The sequence below is a fragment of the Streptomyces sp. NPDC002573 genome (assembly GCF_042889625.1).
Taxonomy (GTDB): domain Bacteria; phylum Actinomycetota; class Actinomycetes; order Streptomycetales; family Streptomycetaceae; genus Streptomyces; species Streptomyces gibsoniae.
On the sequence record NZ_JBIARC010000008.1, the window covers coordinates 18963 to 37200 of the forward strand.

Consider the following 18238-nt stretch of genomic DNA (forward strand, 5'->3'; position numbering starts at 1 on the left):
CCGCGGTCAAAGGCCCGGTTCGTGGTGTCTACTGGGATGCATGCCTGTGCATATGTCGACCTTCCAGTTGCTGGGTGTGCCCGCCCTCGCCCTGGTGACGGCCGTCTGGATCGTCTACGTGGGCCGCGCGCTGCGCCGCCGCGACGACGAGGAGGCGGCCCGGTGGCGTGTTCGTGCCGAGGACGCCGCCCGGTATCACCACGAGGTGCTCCGAGGCCTGCCCCGCCAGCCGCAGTCGGGCCCGGAGCTGGAGAGCGTCGAACTCACACCCGCCGAACAGGACGCCTTCGCCGGCCTGATGCGGCAGTTCCGCGACGGGCGGTCCTGAGGGCCCTGGGCGGTTTCGTTCAGCGGGAGCGGTCGAGGGTCTCCGCCCGGCGGTCCATCGCCTCCCGCGCCTTCTCCTCCGTCGAGTACACCTCGCACCTGTGGCGTCCGTCCGGTGTCGCCGTGTGCTCGACCTCCCACAGGGACAACTCACGGCCGTCGCGCAGCAGGAACGCGTGCTCGTAGAGCGAGAAGCTCAGACCCGCGCGGGCGGCCCGGCCCGGCCGGCCGAAGGACTGTGTGATCTCGTGCGCGAACGCCGAGCGCAGCAGTAACGACTCCAGATCCGTGTCCGGGCGGTCCGGGTTCTCGGCGCGGCGCAGCAGCCGGCGGGCGTGGTCCGCCGAGTCGTCGGGCCGGTACGCATGACGGGGCTCGGGGACGGGGGACAGCTGGACCGGCACCGGCAGTTCGAACTCGGGGGCGTCCGGCGTCAGCGGAAGCCGGGCCGTGGCGGTGCGCAGTTCCTCCTCGTCCACGTACACCTCGTGTTCCAGATGGCCGCCGGGCCCCGTGTTGTGGACCAGTTCCCACAGGGTGACCGCCGAGCCGTCCGCCAGCAGCCAGGTGTGCCGGTACGTCTCCCGGTGCAGGCCCGCGCTGTGGTGGGCCGAGTGCAGCGAACTGTCGTCGGCCAGCGCGCAGTCGAGTGTCGCCATGGTCTCGTCGGGCAGCTCGAAGGAGTTCAGGGCGCGGCCCAGCAGTCGCGCGAGGTGCTCCTCCGGAGACTCGGGCGACTCGGCTGGCTCGTGCGCCGCCGTCTGGTACGGAACGCTCAAGGCTTCTCCCGGCGTTGCTGCATGTCACCTTGTGGGTGCATACCGTAGCCCCTCGGTCGGACATCATGTCCTGGAACCGAGAAAACGTTCGGTGGGAAAACGCCCGAGCCGCGCGATTGGTTCCCGCGCGGCCCCAGATGGTGTCAGAACGTCCTGGTCAGACGGCACTCCCGGCGGTCCATGCGCTCCACGCCATGTTCCAGCCGTTGAGGCCGTTGTCCGGAGCGACCGTTGTGTCCGGGGAGTTCTTGACGACCACGACGTCCCCGATCAGCGAGTTGTCGTAGAACCACTTCGCGGTCGTGTCCCCCTGCGCGCCCTGCGCATCGGCCATACCGACGCAGCCGTGGCTGGTGCCCTCGCGGCCGAACGGCGGGTTGCCCTGGTTGTACCAGTAGTTGCCGTGGATGAAGGTCCCGGACGTGGTCAGCCGCATGGCGTGCGGCACATCCGCTATGTCGTACTCGCCGCCCAGCCCGACCGTCTGGCTGTTCATACGGGTCTGGGTGAACTTCTCCGAGATCACCATCTGCCCGTTGTACGTCGTGTGTTGCGGACTGCCGGTCGAGACCGGGACCGTCTTGAGGGTCTGGCTGTCCCGCACCACCGTCATGGTCTGCGTCCGGGCGTCCACCGTGGAGACCTGGGAGCGGCCGATGGTGAACGTCACGGTCTTCTTCTGCACGCCGTAGATGCCGTTCGCGCCCTGGACCCCGTCCAGGTCGATCTTCATCGTGACCTTGGAGCCGGCCTTCCAGTAGTCCTCGGGCCGGAAGTCCAGCCGCTGGGTGCCGAACCAGTGCCCCACGACCTGCTGTCCGCTGCTGGAGGTCACCGTGATGTGCGACTGCACGGCCTTCTTGTCGGTGATCGCCTTGTCGAAGTCGAAGGACACCGGCATGCCGACACCGACCGTCGTGCCGTCGTCGGGCGTGTACGTGCCGATGAAGCTGTTCGCCGAAGAGACCGTCGTGAAGATGGAGTTGGCGGCGGAGACCCGGTTGTTCGCGTCCTTGGCGGTCGCCGAGATCTCGTACTTCGTCCCGCGCTCCAGCTGCTCCTTCGGCTTCCAGGACGCCCCGTCCGCGGAGATCTCCCCCGCGACGGCGGTGCTCGTGCCCGCCACCGTCATCTTCACCTCGGTCAGCTTCCCGTCGCTGACCTTCACCCCGGTCGCGTTGATCGACGCGTCGGTGGAACCGTCCTTGGCGCTGATGGCGATCGCCGCGGTGGAGGTCTTGGCCGAGTCCTTCGAGTTCTTCCCGCCCTTGGCGTTGTCGGCGTTGGCGCTGCCACCGCAGGCGGTGAGGGTCAGGGCGCCGATCATCAGGGCGGCACTGGCCCCCAGTACGCGCCGCGCTCGCATGTTCGGCGTTGTCACGGGCTTCTCCAGGTCTCTCGATGTGCGTGATCCGCTTGAGTACGTGGAGAAAGAGCCGAGGTCCCGGTGCGGAGTTCCCGTGGATGCCGGGTGAAGACCGCCGTGTGACAGAACCGGGACAATCGCCCGCCGTGTCCCCTATCGCCCCCCGTACAACTCCTCGTACGACGGCCACGATCCGCCTGGCCCGTCGACCGGCACGGCGGCGCGCACGGCCCGCACGATGGCGCGCGTCACCAGGTCCGCGCCCGCCGCGAGCACCTCGTTGAGCGCGAGGGGGCCCGTCGGGGCGAGTGGCCGCGCACCGGTGGCCAGCGCGAACACCGTGTCCCCGTCGTTGAGCAGATGCACGGGTCGTACGGCACGCGCGATGCCGTCGTGCGCCGTGCCGGCGAGCTTCTGCGCCTGCGCCTTGGTGAGGTCGGCGTCGGTCGCCACGACCGCGAGCGTCGTGTTCAGCGGAGGGCGGCCGCCCCTCGCCGCAGCCTCGGCCAGCCGTCGCCGCGCGGCCGCGTGCACCTCCGGCGCGGGCAGATCGACCCGGCCCTGGGTCAACTCCCCGTACAGGGCGCCCGTCGTCGGCTCCGACACGGAGCCCACCGCGTTGCACACGACCAGTGCGCCCACGGTGATCCCCGACTCCAGCACGGTGCTCGCCGTGCCGATCCCGCCCTTGAAGGGGCCGATCGTCGCACCCGTGCCGGCCCCGACGCAGCCCTCCACCACCGGTGCGCCCGGCTCGCTCGCCGCGGCCGCCTCGACCGCCGCCCGGCCGACCGCCGCGTCCGGACGCGCCTTGAAGTCGCCGCCACGCCCCAGGTCGAAGACACAGGCGGCGGGCACGACCGGCACCACGTGCGCCGGCTCGGGACCCACGCGCACCCCGCGCCCGCGCTCCTCCAGCCAGGCCATCACGCCCGACGCCGAGTCCAGTCCGTATGCGCTGCCTCCCGTCAGGACGACCGCCTCGACCTTCTGCACCAGGTTGCGCGGGTCGAGCGCGTCGGTCTCCTTGGTGCCGGGCCCGCCACCGCGCACGTCCACGGCCGCGACGGCCCCGCCTTCCGGAGCCAGGACGACGGTGGTCCCGGTCAGCCAGCCGTCCCCGGTCCGTGTGGCATGTCCCACCCGGAGGCCCGCGACATCTGTCAGAGCGTCAACTGTCATGCCTCCATGATCTGTCGATGCCGGGTGTTCGGTGGCCCTTGGGGGCCGGTCATCGGCCATTGCTGCCGGCCATTGCTGCCGGCCGGCTGGTGACTGCGCCTGGCAGATGGCCGGTCGGTGCTAATGCCTACGTCTGTCGGCCGGCCGGTCGGTACTAATGCCTGTGCCTGTCGGTCGGCCGATCGGTACTGGTGTCCATGCCCATGCCCATGCCCATGCCCCATGCCCGTCAGGCGGCCGGTCGGTATCCGCGCCGGGGCCTCGCCTGGCGGAAGGCGCGGCCCCGGGCTCCGGCGTCGCGGACGTACGCTGGGGGGTATGAGCACCACCCCCGCCCGCGCGCCGCGCGACGCCAAGCCCGACCCCAAGGACGCCCTTGTCTTCGACGACCCGTTGAGCCGGCCGTCCTCGGACGACACCGACCAGGGGTGGGGCGAGCGGCCCGGCACGAGCGGTGACAGCGCGGCCGACTTGGCGCGTTTCCTCGACGAGAAGCCGCCCCACCACCTGTGAGTGCTCCCGGACACGGGGCGGTCGGCCGGGCGGTGCCCCTTCCGCCCCGGTCTGTTATGACCCTATGCGTCCCGAGTTGTGCTGGGCCATGAGAGCGTCGCGTATCTCCTTGAGCACCTGCAGCTCGGTGACCTCCACCACCTCGTCCGCGCTCTCCTTCGCCTTGCGGCGCGCCTCCTGCCGGGCCAGGAACCTGGACATGGGCAGGACCATCAGGAAGTAGACGACGGCCGCGGTGATCAGGAAGTTGAGCGTGGAGCCGAGGACCGAGCCCCACAGGATCCGGACCCCCGTCGCGTTCGCCCCGGTACCCGTGCAGGGTGCCTTGAGGCAGGAGCTGTAGTTGTCCAGGCTCTGGGTGCCGAGCGCACCCACGACCGGGTTGATGACGCCCTTCACCACGGAGTTCACGATGCCGGTGAAGGCGGCGCCGATGACCACCGCCACCGCCAGATCGACGACGTTCCCGCGCATCAGGAACGCCTTGAACCCCTGCAAGACGCTCGGCGCCTTCTTCTCGCTCACCGGTGAGCCCCTCCTCGACTGCACACGTTGCGGAACAAACAGCTCCGCAACCTACGTCAGGCCCTCCCGCATCTGTCCAGCCCGAGGGCCGGTAAACGGGGCTCGGAGCCCGGCCGACGGGTGTCACCGGCGTGCTCAGCACAGCGTCACCGCCAGTCGTGAGGTCGCGCCGGCACCGGCCAGGCGCGCGGCCGTGACGCGCGGCACGGAGAGCACCACCAGCGCGCCGCTCTCCGTGGGCTCGGCGTCCGGCACCCGGATCACCCGGGCCCCGGGCGCGACCACCGCCGCACCGCCCCCGCCGTCGGCCGCGATCACATCGACCCGGTCGCCCGGCCGCAGCAGCCGTACCGTCGCCCCGTCCGCGATCCGGACCGGGGCCGTGACCATCTCCACGGAGCGTGGCGCCCCTGCCGGCCCTTCGGCCGCCCTGGGGTGTCTGTCGGCGCTTGGATGTCCCCGTGCCCCCTCGGAGCCGCCGGGCCCCGCCGCGACCAGCGCTGCCGCGGTGACCGCGAGGCCGACGGCCACGGCCCGCCTCCGGTGCCGCAGCAGGCGGTGCAGCCCATGCCGCCCGCCGCGCACACGCAGGGGCGCGAAGTGCGGCACCGTGCAGGTCGGGGGCGCGCCCGAACGGTCTCCGAGGCCGCCGAGGTCCGGCGGACGGACGGTGCCGGTGTGCGGCGGGCGTACGGAAGCGTGGGGGTAGGGCGGAGAGAGCTGAGCCATGGTGGTCACCACCTGCGTCGTGGGAGCGGGACGCCGTCCACGATGAGGCTTTGCGGCGCCGCTCGCCGAGCCCCGTGGACCACAGGCCGATTGTGGACAACTCGCCCACCCGAACGGGGCGTTCCGGGCGCCCGCACGGCTTCACGGCAACACGGCGGCACAGCTTCACGACGGCGCGACATCCCGGCGGCAGAGCTTCACGACGGCGCGACATCCCGGCGGCACGGCATCACGACGTCACGGCAGCTCGAAACCCGGATCCATCCCGCCCAGCGCGGTCGTGCACAGGCAGTCGCGCGTCTCGGCCGCCGGCAGACCCGCGACCGCGTCGAACAGCACGCCCCGCAGCCGGTCCACGTTGGCCGCGAACACCTTCAGCACCTCGTCGTGCGAGACGCCCTCACCGGTCTCGGCCCCCGCGTCCAGATCCGTGACGAGGGTCAGCGACGTGTAGCACAGCTCAAGTTCGCGGGCGAGCGCGGCCTCGGGGTGGCCGGTCATGCCGACCACGGACCAGCCCTGCGCCTGGTGCCACAACGATTCGGCACGGGTGGAGAAGCGCGGACCCTCGACCACGACCAGCGTGCCGCCGTCCACCGGCTCCCAGTCCCGTCCGCGCGCCGCCTCCAGCGCGGCCTTCCGGCCGACGGGGCAGTAGGGGTCGGCGAGCGAGACGTGCACCACGTTCGGGACGGCGCCGTCGGGCAGCGGGAGCCCGTCGAAGTACGTCTGCGTCCGGGCCTTCGTACGGTCCACCATCTGGTCGGGGACGAGCAGCGTCCCGGGGCCGTACTCGGGGCGGAGCCCGCCCACGGCACACGGTCCGAGCACCTGCCGTACGCCGACGGAGCGCAGCGCCCAGAGATTGGCGCGGTAGTTGATCCGGTGCGGCGGGAGGTGGTGGCCGCGACCGTGACGGGGGAGGAAGGCGACCTTCCGGCCGGCGATCTCACCGAGGAAGAGGGAGTCGCTGGGTGCTCCGTAGGGGGTGTCGACCTGTATCTCGGTCACGTCGTCGAGGAACGAGTAGAAACCCGAGCCCCCGATGACCCCGATCTCCGCCCTGACACCGTTTTCTGCGTTCGCCATGGCGAGCACAGTAGCGGGCCCCGGAGAGCACGAATCCCCCCGCCGTCTTACGAGATCAGGACAGAAGGGGGAGTGGGAGAAGCCTGCCGGCCCCGCCGTCGTGCGACAGCGGGGCCGGAGAGCGAGCCTTACGCGGCGGAGCTGGACGTCGTGCTGCCCGACGACGAGCCGGAGCCGGTCGACGACGAGGAGGAGCCCGACGAGGAGGAGCCCGACGACTTCGACGACGACGCCGGGCTGCTGCTCGAGGACGAGCCGCGGCTGTCGTTGCGGTAGAAGCCGGAACCCTTGAAGACGATGCCGACGGCGGAGAACACCTTCTTCAGGCGGCCACCGCAGTTGGGGCACTCGGTCAGGGCGTCGTCGGTGAACTTCTGCACCGCCTCGAGGCCCTCGCCGCACTCGGTGCACTGGTACTGGTAGGTCGGCACTAGTCTTCCTCCTGGCACTCTGACTCGATGAGTGCTAACGACCATCAATAGTGACGCATTCCCCGCGATCAGTCCACCGTGGCAGGGGAGCGGTGACCGACGCCACGTGCCACGGTGCGTCCGTGCTGCCGTCCCGCGAGGCGTGACCGCAGGGACACCAGGGTCACCAGCGCCAGCACCGTGCCCCCCATCGGGACGAGGAATCCGGCGCCGCCCCCCAGGCGGTCCTCCAGCTGACCGGCGACGGTGACCGCGGCCGCCTGGCCGAGCGCGACCGCCCCGGTCAGCCAGGTGAAGGACTCGGTGCGGGCGCCCGCCGGGACCAGTCCCTCGACGAGCGTGTAGCCGGTGATCAGGGCGGGAGCGATGCACATGCCCACGAGCAGGCCGAGGCCCGCCAGGAGGACCACGGAGTGCGCGGTCCACAGGGAGGAGGCGGCCAGCGCCAGGGCCGTGTAGCCGACGACGAGACGGCGCTGCGGGGAAACCTTCCAGGCGAGGGCGCCGCAGACGATGCCGGAGAGCATGTTGCCTGCGGCGAAGACGCCGTACAGGACGCCGTTCAGCCCCGGGGAGCCGATCGACTCGCTGAACGCGGCCAGCGAGACCTGCATGCCGCCGAAGACGGAACCGATGCCCAGGAAGGTCGCGATCAGCACCCGCACCCCGGGGACGCTCAGCGCGGAGGCGTGCTGCACGCGAGCGTGCGTCTCGGTGGCAACGGGCGGCTGTGTGCCCTTCTGCATGGCGAACAGCACGCCGCCGACCAGCGTGAGCGACGCCTCGGCCAGCAGGCCCGCGGCCGGGGCCACGGCGGTGCACAGGGCCGTCGCCAGCAGCGGTCCGAGCACGAAGGTCAGCTCGTCGGTGACGGACTCGAAGGCCGCCGCCGTCGGCATCAGGGGCGAGTCCTTGAGCTTCACGCCCCAGCGGGCCCGCACCATGGGGCCGACCTGGGGCACCGAGGCACCGGTCGGGACGGCCGCCGCGAACAGGGCCCACAGGGGTGCGTGGGCCAGCGCGAGCGCCGTCAGGGACGTGGCCGCGAGGGCGTGCGCCAGGACGCCGGGAAGCAGCACCGCCCGCTGGCCGTGGCGGTCGGCGAGCCGGCCGCTGTAGGGCGCGAAGAGCGCCATGGAGACGCCGGTGGCCGCCGCGACGGCGCCCGCGGCCCCGTAGGAGCCGGTCGTGTGCTGGACTAGCAGCACGACGGACAGGGTGAGCATCGCGAACGGCTGTCGTGCCGCGAAACCGGGGAGCAGGAACGTCCAGGCACCGCGGGTGCGCAGCAGCTGTCCGTAGCCCGGACGGGACGACTTCGAGGTGACCGTGGACACCACGGCCCGTGCCTTTCTGCCGCCTGGTAGCGCGGCCCCTTCTGTGGGCCCGTTCGCCGTGCGAGGGCGCGCCGAGAGCTGTCCTCTTGCGCGGACTGCGGTAGATACCGGCGCCCACTGCTCAGGGGGTCCGGCCGCCATACGGTCGCGCCAGCTCTGCGTCAGGCAGAGTTGGTTCGATCAAGGTCGCCTTGATTGTACAGAGGTGGGGGGTGAGTGCACCTGTGAAAAGGCGCACCATCGGGTCCTTCGCCTGCGATTGCCGACGGTGTGCCGGCGCCGTCAGGACCCCGCCGCCCCGTTCCCCAGCCCCAGCCAGCCGGCCAGCTTGCCGCCCTGGCCCACGGCCCGCAGGCGCCGCTCCGCCGCGTCACGGACCTCGTCCGTGGCGACCACGAGGAGTTCGTCCCCGCGTCGCAGCACCGTCGAGGGCAGCGGCACGAACGAGGTGCCGTCCCGCACCACGAGGGTGACCGCGGCCCCCGGCGGCAGCCGCAGCTCGCTGATCTCCACGCCGTGCATCCGGGAGCCCTCGGGGATCGCGACGGACAGCAGATGCCCGCGCAGCCGCTCCAGGGGCGCCGACTCGATGCCGAGGTCGGCGGCCTCGGGGCCCTGGCCCAGCCGCAGGACGCGGGCCAGCCACGGCAGGGTCGGGCCCTGGACCAGGGTGTAGACGACGACGAGGACGAAGACGATGTTGAAGATGCGGCGGCTGCCCGCGACGCCGTTCACCATCGGGATCGTCGCCAGGATGATGGGGACCGCGCCGCGCAGCCCGGCCCATGACATCAGCGTCTGCTCCTGCCACGGCACCCGGAACGGCAGCAGGCTCAGCACCACGCTCAGGGGGCGCGCCACCATCGTCAGCACCAGCCCGATGACGAGGGCGGGCAGCACGTCGTCGCCCAGCTCGTGCGGGGTGACCAGCAGACCGAGCAGGACGAACATGCCGATCTGGGCGATCCAGCCGAGCCCCTCCGCGAATCCGCGCGTCGCGGGCCAGTGCGGCAGTTTGGCGTTGCCGAGCATCATCGACGTCAGGTACACGGCGAGGAAGCCGCTGCCGTGGGCGAGCGCGCCGCCCGCGTAGGCCATGACCGCGATGGCCATGACGGCGATCGGGTAGAGGCCGGAGGCGGGCAGTGCCACATGCCGCAGGCCCCAGGAGCCGAGCCAGCCCACCGCGAGGCCGATGGCCGCGCCCACGGCCAGCTCCGCGCATATCTCCAGCACCAGCCGGTACCAGTGCTCCACCGGGCCCGCGGTGGAGAAGGCGACGACGAGGATGACCACCGGGGCGTCGTTGAAGCCGGACTCGGCCTCCAGAACGCCCGTCACGCGCGCGGGGAGCGGGATCTTCCGCAGGACGGAGAAGACCGCCGCCGCGTCGGTCGACGACACCACCGCTCCGATGATGAGCGCCTGCCGCCATTCCAGGCCGCTCACGTAGTGCGCGCCGGCCGCCGTGACGCCGACGCTCACCGCGACGCCGAGGAGGGCCATGGAAGAGGCCGCGGGGAGAGCCGGCCTGATCTCCTTCCACTTCGTGCCGAGACCGCCCTCGGCCAGGATCACGACCAGGGCCGCGTAGCCGATGACCTGGGTGAGTTCGGCGTTGTTGAAGTGGATACCGCCCACCCCGTCCTGCCCCATGGCGATGCCGATGCCCAGGTAGACGAGCAGGCTGGGGAGCCCGCTGCGCGACGAGACACGGACTGCCGCCACCGCGATGAGCAGGACGAGCGAGCAGACGAGCAGGAGCTGGTTGAGGTGGTGGACAGTCAGCGGCCGTTCCCTTCTCGCCAATCCGCGGCGCCGTCGTGGGGGCGCCTCGGACCCGGCAGGAATCGGGTTCCGCCGGGATGTTCAGGACAGGTACTTCATTACCTTACCTAAGTCTTGACGCTTTCTTGACGCTTCGAGGCGCATGATCGAACTCCTGCCCGGGGCGCGTTCCCGACTCCGCGTCAAGGCGGTGCGGGCCCTGCGCCTATGGTTGCTCCCAGCGCTCAGTAGAAAGCACAGCCCGCCCTGCCGCTCGTGTTAGGACAGCAAGGACAGCGATGCCCCCCAACACCACCGCCTCTTCCGGCCAGAAGCCCGGCAAGTCCGGCAGGAAGAAGGGGCGCAGAGCCCGTCTGCTCGTGATCGTCCTGGTTGTGGCCCTTGTGGGCGGTTTCAGCTACGGCGGTTACTGGTCCGTCAGTACCGTCCGTGCCTCCTTCCCGCAGACCAAGGGTTCGATCACGCTCCAGGGACTGTCGGGTCCCGTTCGGGTCGAGCGTGACGGCTACGGGATCCCGCAGATCTACGCCTCCTCGGACGAGGACCTGTTCATGGCGCAGGGATTCGTCCAGGCGCAGGACCGGTTCTACGAGATGGACGTGCGCCGCCACATGACATCCGGGCGGCTGTCCGAGATGTTCGGCAAGAGCCAGGTCAAGAACGACGAGTTCCTGCGCACCCTGGGCTGGGACCGGGTGGCGCAGCAGGAGTACGACACCAAGCTGTCGTCCGCCACGAAGAAATACCTCCAGGCGTACGCCAAGGGAGTCAACGCCTATCTGCAGGGCAAGGACGGCAAGGACATCTCCCTGGAGTACGCGGCGCTGTCCCTGACCAACGACTACCGTCCCCAGGCGTGGACGCCGGTCGACTCGGTCTCCTGGCTCAAGGCGATGGCCTGGGACCTGCGCGGCAACATGAAGGACGAGATCGACCGCTCGCTGATGACCAGCCGGCTCGGTCCGAAGCAGATCGCGGATCTGTACCCGGAGTACCCCTACGACCGCAACAAGCCGATTGTCCAGACCGGCCAGTACAACGCCCTCACGAAGGCCTTCGAGGGCAGCAGCTCGGGCTCCCGGTCGACGACCGGGAGCTCCGTGACCGGTACGTCCACGTCCGGTACTTCCTCGGCCGGTACGTCCACGACCGGAGGCACGACCTCGGCCGGTACGTCCACGTCCGGATCGACGAAGTCCGGCGGCGCGACCTCGGCCGGCACCGGCCTGCAGGGTCAGCTGGCGCGGCTGTCCACGTCCCTCGACAGCCTCCCGACGGCCGTGGGCGTGAACGGCAACGGCATCGGCTCCAACTCCTGGGTCGTCGCCGGTAGCCACACCATCACCGGCAAGCCGCTGCTGGCCAACGACCCGCATCTGGCGGCCTCGCTGCCCTCGGTCTGGTACCAGATGGGCCTGCACTGCACGCAGCTCTCCAGCTCCTGCCACTTCGACGTGAGCGGGTACACGTTCGCCGGTATGCCCGGGGTGGTCATCGGCCACAACCAGAACATCGCCTGGGGCATGACCAACTCCGGTGTCGACGTCACCGACCTCTACCTGGAGAAGCTGTCCGGCGACGGCTACCTCTACGACGGCAAGGTGATGCCGTTCACCAGCCGCACCGAGACGATCAAGGTCGCCGGAGGGGACTCCAAGCAGATCGTCGTCCGTGAGGCGAACAACATGCCGTTGTTGTCCGACCGCGACGACGAGTTGGTCAACGTCGGCAAGAAGGCAACCGTGAACACCGCGGCGCCCGACCGCGGCGACGGCTACGGGGTCGCGCTGCGCTGGACCGCCCTGGACCCCGGCACCTCCATGGACGCCGTCTTCGCGCTCGACAAGGCGTCGAACTGGGATGAGTTCCGCGCTGCGGCCCGCTCCTTCGACGTGCCCTCGCAGAACCTGATCTACGCCGACGTCAAGGGCAACATCGGCTATCAGCTGCCCGGCAAGATCCCCACGCGCGCGTCGGGAGACGACGGCTCGGTCCCGGCCCCCGGCTGGGACGGCAAGTACCAGTGGACCGGCTACATTCCGCAGGCCGCCCTGCCGTACGAGTTCAACCCGAAGCGCGGCTACATCGTCACCGCCAACCAGGCCGTGATCGACAAGAGCAAGTACCCCTACACCCTCACCACCGACTGGGGCTACGGCACCCGCAGCCAGCGGATCACCGATCTGATCGAGTCGAAGATCAAGGGCAACGGCAAGATCTCGACCGACGACATGCGGCAGATGCAGCTCGACAACAGCAGTGAGATCGCCAAGCTCCTGGTGCCCAAGCTGCTCAAGATCGACGTCGCGGACAAGCACGTCCGTGAGGCGCAGAAGCTGCTGGAGGGCTGGGACTACACCCAGGACGCCGACTCGGCGGCGGCCGCCTACTTCAACGCCGTCTGGCGCAACATCCTCAAGCTCGCGTTCGGCAACAAGCTGCCCAAGGAGCTGCGGGTCAAGGGCCAGTGCCTGTGGGTCGAGCCGGCCGACTCCACCGGCCCCGCGGACGCGGACCAGAAGGTGCGCGAGTGCGGCCAGCGCGACACGGACGAGGCGCAGCCCGACGGCGGCGACCGCTGGTTCGAGGTGGTGCGCACCATCATCGACGACGAGAAGAACGACTGGTGGCAGACGCCCAAGACACGCACCGACCCGGCCGCCACGACGCGTGACGAGCTGTTCGCGCGGGCCATGAAGGACGCCCGCTGGGAGCTGACCGCCAAGCTCGGCAACGACCTGGACACCTGGAGCTGGGGCCGGCTGCACCGGCTGTTCCTGAATAACGAGACGCTGGGCACCGACGGCCCCGGCCTGCTGCAGTACATGCTCAACCGCGGGCCCTGGAAGCTCGACGGCGGCGAGGCGACTGTGAACGCCACCGGCTGGAACGCGGCGGGCGGCTACGGCGCCGTCTGGGTGCCGTCGATGCGCATGGTGGTCAACCTGGCCGACCTCGACAAGTCCAAGTGGATCAACCTGTCCGGTGCTTCGGGCCACGCCTACAGCGCCCACTACACCGACCAGACGGACAAGTGGGCCCAGGGCGAACTGCTGCCGTGGCACTTCGCCAAGGACGCGGTCGACAAGAGCACGACCGACACCCTGGTGCTCAAGCCCTGATCCCGGGTGCCGGGTGAGACCCGGTGAGCGAACGGCCCTCCACGCGTGCGTGGAGGGCCGTTTCTCGTAGTGCGGCCGTCCGCCCGAGGTCAGCGGAAGCGGCGCACGCCCGAGGGCGTCACCACCGCGTGCACGGGACGGTCGTGGGCCTCTTCGGGGACGCGTTCGACGACCTCCGTGTCGTACAGGAGCACCACCAGCGCCGGGTCGACTCCCGCACGCTCCAGACGGGCCAGCACACGGTCGTAGGAGCCCCCGCCGCGCCCCAGGCGCATGCCGCGCGCGTCCACGGCCAGGCCGGGCAGCAGCACCGCGTCGGCCTGCCGCACGGCCTCCGGGCCCAGCCGCTCGCCCACGGGCTCCAGAAGGGCCATCCGGGAGCCGTGCCGGACAGGGACCAGGGAGTCCGGCCCGGTGTACGCGCCCCAGTCCAGGTCGTTGTCCGGCAGGAGCACCGGCAGCAGGACGCGTACGCCCCGCGCACGCAGGGCGTCCAGGAGGGCGAGGGTGCCGGGTTCCTCCCCCACGGATACATACGCCGCCACCGTGCGCGCGTGCGCGAGTTCGGGCAGCTCCAGGGCCCGCTCGGCGAGCACGTCCGCGGCCAGGTCGACGTCACCCGCCGTCAACCTGCTTCTCATCGAGAGGAACCCTCGCCGCAACATTCGTTTGTCAGGCTCCGCCTCGTGTTCCCTGGGAACCACTGGTCACTGCCCTGCCTTCCTTGATCTGCTCATATGAGAGCAAATTAATCGGAGCCACAGATACCGCACAAAGCCACCCGATAAGGTGGCGGGCATGACTGAGTCCACCCCCAGGATCACCAAGGCTGTCATTCCCGCGGCAGGCCTCGGTACCCGGTTCCTCCCGGCCACGAAGGCCACCCCCAAGGAAATGCTGCCGGTCGTCGACAAGCCGGCGATCCAGTACGTGGTCGAGGAAGCGGTCTCCGCGGGGCTCGACGACGTACTCATGATCACAGGCCGCAACAAGCGCCCCCTCGAGGACCACTTCGACCGCAACTACGAGCTCGAGTCGGCCCTGGAGAAGAAGGGCGACGCCGAGCGGCTCGCGAAGGTCCAGGAGTCCAGCGACCTCGCCACCATGCACTACGTCCGCCAGGGCGACCCCCGGGGCCTCGGCCACGCCGTGCTGTGCGCGGCGCCCCACGTCGGCCACGAGCCCTTCGCCGTCCTCCTCGGTGACGACCTCATCGACCCGCGCGACCCCCTGCTGGCCCGCATGGTCGAGGTCCAGGAGCGGCACGGCGGCAGCGTCATCGCGCTCATGGAGGTCGCGCCGGAGCAGATCCACCTCTACGGCTGCGCGGCCGTAGAGGCCACCGAGGAGGGCGGCGTGGTCAGGGTGACCGGGCTGGTCGAGAAGCCGGACCCCGCGGACGCCCCGTCGAACTACGCGGTCATCGGCCGCTATGTCCTCGACCCGCACATCTTCGACATACTGCGCAAGACCGAGCCGGGCCGGGGCGGCGAGATCCAGCTCACCGACGCCCTCCAGCAGCTCGCCGAGGACGAGAAGGTCGGCGGCCCGGTGCACGGTGTCGTCTTCACGGGCCGCCGCTATGACACCGGCGACCGCGGCGACTACCTGCGTGCCATTGTCAGACTCGCGTGCGAACGTGAAGACCTGGGGCCGGACTTCCGGGCCTGGCTTCGCAGTTACGTATCCGAGGAGATGTAGCGATTTGAGCGCCGCCGCGACCCCCGACACCGGCCAGGACCGCCTCTGGTCGGTGGACGAGCACCTTCAGGACATCCTCGCCGCCGTCCGCCCGCTGGACCCGATCGAGCTGCAACTGCTCGACGCCCTGGGCTGTGTGCTGGTCGACGATGTCACGGTGCCCGTCTCCCTGCCGCCCTTCGACAACAGCTCGATGGACGGCTATGCGGTGCGGGTCGCGGATGTCGCGGGCGCGAGCGAGGAGTTCCCGGCCGTCCTCACGGTGATCGGCGATGTCGCGGCCGGGGCGGCAGACCCGCTCCGGGTGGGGCCCGGCCAGGCGGCGCGCATCATGACCGGTGCTCCCCTGCCGCCCGGCGCCGAGGCCGTCGTCCCCGTGGAATGGACCGACGGCGGACTGGGCGGCGGCCCGGTCTCCGGGATGCGCGCCCGCAGTCTCGCGCCCGAGGGTGCCTCCGGGGAGGTGCGGGTGCACCGCCCGGCCGAGGCGGGCGCCCATGTGCGCGCGAAGGGCAGCGATGTGCAGGCCGGCGAGCTCGCCCTCGCGGCGGGCACCGTCCTCGGTCCTCCGCAGATCGCACTGCTCGCCGCGATCGGCCGCGGCGCGGTCCGGGTACGCCCGCGCCCGCGCGTGGTCGTCCTGTCCACGGGCAGCGAACTCGTCCAGCCCGACGAGGAACTGGCGGACGGCCAGATCTACGACTCCAACAGCTTCGCCCTGACCGCCGCCGCCCGGGACGCCGGGGCGATCGGCTACCGGGTGGGCGCGGTCGCCGACGACGCGGACACGCTCCGCTCCACCATCGAGGACCAACTCGTCCGCGCCGACCTCATGGTCACCACCGGAGGGGTGAGCGTGGGGGCGTACGACGTCGTCAAGGAAGCGCTCACCGCCGTGGGCAACCCGGACGAGGAGGGCGGCGGCGTCGAGTTCCGCAAGCTCGCCATGCAGCCCGGCAAGCCCCAGGGGTTCGGCTCCGTCGGCCCCGCGCACACGCCGCTGCTCGCGCTGCCCGGCAACCCGGTGTCGTCGTACGTCTCCTTCGAGCTGTTCGTACGGCCCGTGATCCGCACCATGATGGGCCTGGAGGACGTGCACCGGCCCAGGACCAGGGCCGTTCTCCAGGCGGACAAGGCGCTGACCTCGCCCGCGGGCCGGCGGCAGTTCCTGCGCGGGAGATACGCCGACGGCACGGTGACCCCGGTCGGCGGGGCGGGATCGCATCTGATCGCGGCCCTCGCGCAGGCCGACGCGCTGATCGTCGTCCCCGAGGACGACACGTCCGTCGAGCCGGGCGCCGAGGTCGAGGTCGTCCTCCTCGGCTGACCCCGAGACGACGCACGACCATACGACCGGCGACCCCATGAACGGCGACCTCACGACCTCATGAACGGCGATCCGATGACCCGCGACCCCGCTCAGGGCACTGGGGGTGCCCGGGTTGGGGGCCTTCGTCCGGGCGCCGGGAGGGGCGTGTCCACCGGCGCGTCCGGTCAGTGGACCTTGCCCGGCCCGGCGCGCGTGCTTGGAGGTACCGTGTCGCGCACAACAGGTCCGTGCGCCGCACCGCCGGGCCCGGACATGGAGCGCCGCAGCAGATGAGTACGCCAGACCGACTGACCCACATCGACGACGCGGGGGCAGCCCGTATGGTCGACGTCTCCGGGAAGGACGTGACCGACCGCACCGCCCGCGCCAGCGGCCGTGTGCTGGTCTCGCCCCGTGTGGTGGAGCTTCTGCGCGGCGAGGGCGTGCCCAAGGGCGACGCGCTCGCCACCGCGCGCATCGCGGGCATCATGGGCGCCAAGCGCACCCCGGACCTGATCCCGCTGTGCCACCCGTTGTCGGTGTCGGGTGTGAAGCTGGATCTGTCGGTCGCGGACGACGCGGTGGAGATCACGGCGACCGTGAGGACCACCGACCGCACGGGTGTCGAGATGGAGGCGCTCACCGCGGTCAGCGTCGCGGCGCTGACCGTGATCGACATGGTCAAGGCCGTCGACAAGGGAGCGGTGATCACGGACGTGCGCGTGGAGGAGAAGACCGGCGGGAAGTCGGGCGACTGGAGCCGGGCATGACGGCACCGGCCGGGCAGCCGTCCGGCCACGCCCTGCAGGCGCCGTACGCGGCCCTGGTGGTGACCGCGTCGAACCGTGCGGCCGCGGGCGTGTACGAGGACAAGGGCGGCCCCCTCATCGTGGAGGCGCTGACCCGGTTCGGCTTCGCCGTCGACGGACCGTGGGTCGTCCCGGACGGCCACCCCGTGAAGCAGGCGCTGCGGACCGGCGTCCGGGCCGGCTACGACGTGATCGTGACGACCGGTGGCACCGGTGTCTCGCCCACCGACCGCACCGTCGAGGCGACCCGCGCGGTGATCGACTTCGAGGTGCCGGGCATTCCCGAGGCCATCAGGGCGTTCGGAAGGGAGAAGGTGCCGACGGCGGCCCTCTCCCGGGGAACCGCCGGGGTCGCCGAGCAGACGCTGATCGTCAATCTGCCGGGATCCACCGGCGGGGTCAGGGACGGACTGGCCGTCCTGGAACCCCTGGTGATGCACGCCGTCGACCAGATCCGCGGCGGTGACCACCCGAGGGCCGACGCGGGCGCGGCGGCCGACGCGGACCGCCCCAGACCGAGTGGGGGTGCGAGCTGAACAGCCCATCCTGGCCCGTCGAGCTGGTGGACGGCGATGTCGTCCTCCGGCCGATAAGGCTGCGCGACCAGCGGGTCTGGCGTGAGGTCAACCGGCGCAACCGGGAGTGGCTGCGGCCGTGGGAGGCGACCATTCCGCCGCCCACCCCGAGCGGCCCGATAGCGCACCGGCCGACCTACCGCCAGATGGTCCGCCATCTGCGCAGGGAGGCGAGCGCGGGCCGGATGCTGCCCTTCGTCATCGAGTACCAGGGGCAGCTCGTGGGCCAGTTGACGGTCGCCGGGATCACCTGGGGATCGATGTGCTCCGGGCATGTGGGCTACTGGGTGGACGAGGCGGTGGCGGGCCGCGGGGTGATGCCGACGGCCGTGGCGCTCGTCGTCGACCACTGCTTCCGGACCGTGGGGCTCCACCGCATCGAAGTCTGCATTCGCCCGGAGAACGGGCCGAGCCGCCGGGTCGTGGAGAAACTCGGATTCCGCGAGGAGGGGCTCCGGCCGCGTTATCTGCACATCGACGGGGCCTGGCGGGACCACCTCGTCTTCGCGCTCACCGCCGAAGAGGTGCCCGAGGGACTGCTCGCACGCTGGCGCCGGTCACGCTCTCAGCAGACCCACCCCGGAAAATAAGAAATGTGTTCGAAATTGATCGGGTGGCGATCAGCTCAGGCCAATGCAATAGCGGTCCCGTCGGCC

The 18238-nt window shown here is 70.8% G+C and carries 18 protein-coding genes; 8 read left to right on the top strand and 10 right to left on the bottom strand.

All coding sequences use genetic code 11. The features are described from left to right. Window positions 1–40 precede the first annotated feature (40 nt). Window positions 41–328, top strand: coding sequence for a hypothetical protein (locus ACFYX0_RS10375; protein WP_355918668.1), 288 nt, complete (start codon window positions 41–43; stop codon window positions 326–328). A gap of 19 nt (window positions 329–347) precedes the next feature. Here the strand turns inward: ACFYX0_RS10375 and ACFYX0_RS10380 are convergent, their stop codons facing one another. The 3 genes from ACFYX0_RS10380 to ACFYX0_RS10390 form a co-directional block, all read right to left on the bottom strand. Next, on the bottom strand, window positions 348–1106 hold the full coding sequence (locus ACFYX0_RS10380) for a DUF6227 family protein (RefSeq protein WP_388968844.1): 759 nt from the start codon (window positions 1104–1106) through the stop codon (window positions 348–350). Window positions 1107–1263: 157 nt separating this feature from the next. Then, window positions 1264–2433: an Ig-like domain-containing protein gene (locus tag ACFYX0_RS10385; RefSeq protein WP_388969217.1), complete on the bottom strand. Its 1170-nt coding sequence runs from the start codon at window positions 2431–2433 to the stop codon at window positions 1264–1266. Between the two features lie 192 nt (window positions 2434–2625). Then, window positions 2626–3654 (bottom strand): P1 family peptidase, encoded by a 1029-nt coding sequence (locus tag ACFYX0_RS10390; RefSeq protein WP_388968846.1) that lies wholly within the window; start codon window positions 3652–3654, stop codon window positions 2626–2628. A 318-nt stretch (window positions 3655–3972) separates the two neighbouring features. On the opposite strand from ACFYX0_RS10390, the gene ACFYX0_RS10395 reads away from it, so the two are divergent. Then, complete coding sequence (locus ACFYX0_RS10395) at window positions 3973–4167, top strand: hypothetical protein (protein ID WP_311695516.1); 195 nt, start codon at window positions 3973–3975, stop codon at window positions 4165–4167. A 54-nt stretch (window positions 4168–4221) separates the two neighbouring features. Here the strand turns inward: ACFYX0_RS10395 and mscL are convergent, their stop codons facing one another. From mscL to ACFYX0_RS10425, 6 genes are all read right to left on the bottom strand, one after another. Further along, on the bottom strand, window positions 4222–4692 hold the full coding sequence (gene mscL, locus ACFYX0_RS10400) for a large conductance mechanosensitive channel protein MscL (protein ID WP_388968849.1): 471 nt from the start codon (window positions 4690–4692) through the stop codon (window positions 4222–4224). Window positions 4693–4827: 135 nt separating this feature from the next. Continuing rightward, a complete protein-coding gene (locus tag ACFYX0_RS10405; RefSeq protein ID WP_388968851.1) occupies window positions 4828–5421 on the bottom strand; it encodes a hypothetical protein in 594 nt (197 codons plus the stop codon). A gap of 237 nt (window positions 5422–5658) precedes the next feature. After that, window positions 5659–6510 (bottom strand): S-methyl-5'-thioadenosine phosphorylase, encoded by an 852-nt coding sequence (locus tag ACFYX0_RS10410; protein ID WP_311695520.1) that lies wholly within the window; start codon window positions 6508–6510, stop codon window positions 5659–5661. A gap of 128 nt (window positions 6511–6638) precedes the next feature. Further along, window positions 6639–6941: an FmdB family zinc ribbon protein gene (locus ACFYX0_RS10415; protein WP_388968854.1), complete on the bottom strand. Its 303-nt coding sequence runs from the start codon at window positions 6939–6941 to the stop codon at window positions 6639–6641. 68 nt (window positions 6942–7009) lie between these two features. Then, window positions 7010–8281 (bottom strand): MFS transporter, encoded by a 1272-nt coding sequence (locus ACFYX0_RS10420; protein WP_388968857.1) that lies wholly within the window; start codon window positions 8279–8281, stop codon window positions 7010–7012. A 279-nt stretch (window positions 8282–8560) separates the two neighbouring features. Further along, entirely contained in the window at window positions 8561–10087 is a 1527-nt protein-coding gene (locus tag ACFYX0_RS10425) for a potassium/proton antiporter (RefSeq protein ID WP_311695525.1), read from the bottom strand. Window positions 10088–10344: 257 nt separating this feature from the next. On the opposite strand from ACFYX0_RS10425, the gene ACFYX0_RS10430 reads away from it, so the two are divergent. Beyond that, a complete protein-coding gene (locus ACFYX0_RS10430; protein WP_388968860.1) occupies window positions 10345–13188 on the top strand; it encodes a penicillin acylase family protein in 2844 nt (947 codons plus the stop codon). Between the two features lie 89 nt (window positions 13189–13277). On the opposite strand, the gene ACFYX0_RS10435 is transcribed toward ACFYX0_RS10430, so the two are convergent. Continuing rightward, window positions 13278–13829, bottom strand: coding sequence for a 5-formyltetrahydrofolate cyclo-ligase (locus ACFYX0_RS10435; RefSeq protein ID WP_388968863.1), 552 nt, complete (start codon window positions 13827–13829; stop codon window positions 13278–13280). 157 nt (window positions 13830–13986) lie between these two features. Here ACFYX0_RS10435 and galU point away from each other — a divergent pair, with 157 nt between their 5' ends. From galU to ACFYX0_RS10460, 5 genes are all read left to right on the top strand, one after another. Further along, window positions 13987–14889, top strand: coding sequence for a UTP--glucose-1-phosphate uridylyltransferase GalU (galU, locus tag ACFYX0_RS10440; protein ID WP_355918634.1), 903 nt, complete (start codon window positions 13987–13989; stop codon window positions 14887–14889). 4 nt (window positions 14890–14893) lie between these two features. After that, window positions 14894–16216, top strand: coding sequence for a gephyrin-like molybdotransferase Glp (glp, locus tag ACFYX0_RS10445; protein WP_388968865.1), 1323 nt, complete (start codon window positions 14894–14896; stop codon window positions 16214–16216). A 272-nt stretch (window positions 16217–16488) separates the two neighbouring features. Further along, on the top strand, window positions 16489–16968 hold the full coding sequence (moaC, locus tag ACFYX0_RS10450; RefSeq protein WP_311695531.1) for a cyclic pyranopterin monophosphate synthase MoaC: 480 nt from the start codon (window positions 16489–16491) through the stop codon (window positions 16966–16968). After that, window positions 16965–17543 carry a MogA/MoaB family molybdenum cofactor biosynthesis protein gene (locus tag ACFYX0_RS10455; RefSeq protein ID WP_355918628.1) on the top strand — a complete coding sequence of 193 codons (579 nt, stop codon included), beginning with the start codon at window positions 16965–16967 and terminating at the stop codon, window positions 17541–17543. The genes moaC and ACFYX0_RS10455 overlap by 4 nt, the downstream gene beginning before the upstream one ends. Window positions 17544–17569: 26 nt before the next feature. Then, window positions 17570–18172, top strand: coding sequence for a GNAT family protein (locus ACFYX0_RS10460; RefSeq protein ID WP_355918625.1), 603 nt, complete (start codon window positions 17570–17572; stop codon window positions 18170–18172). Window positions 18173–18238: the final 66 nt, after the last annotated feature.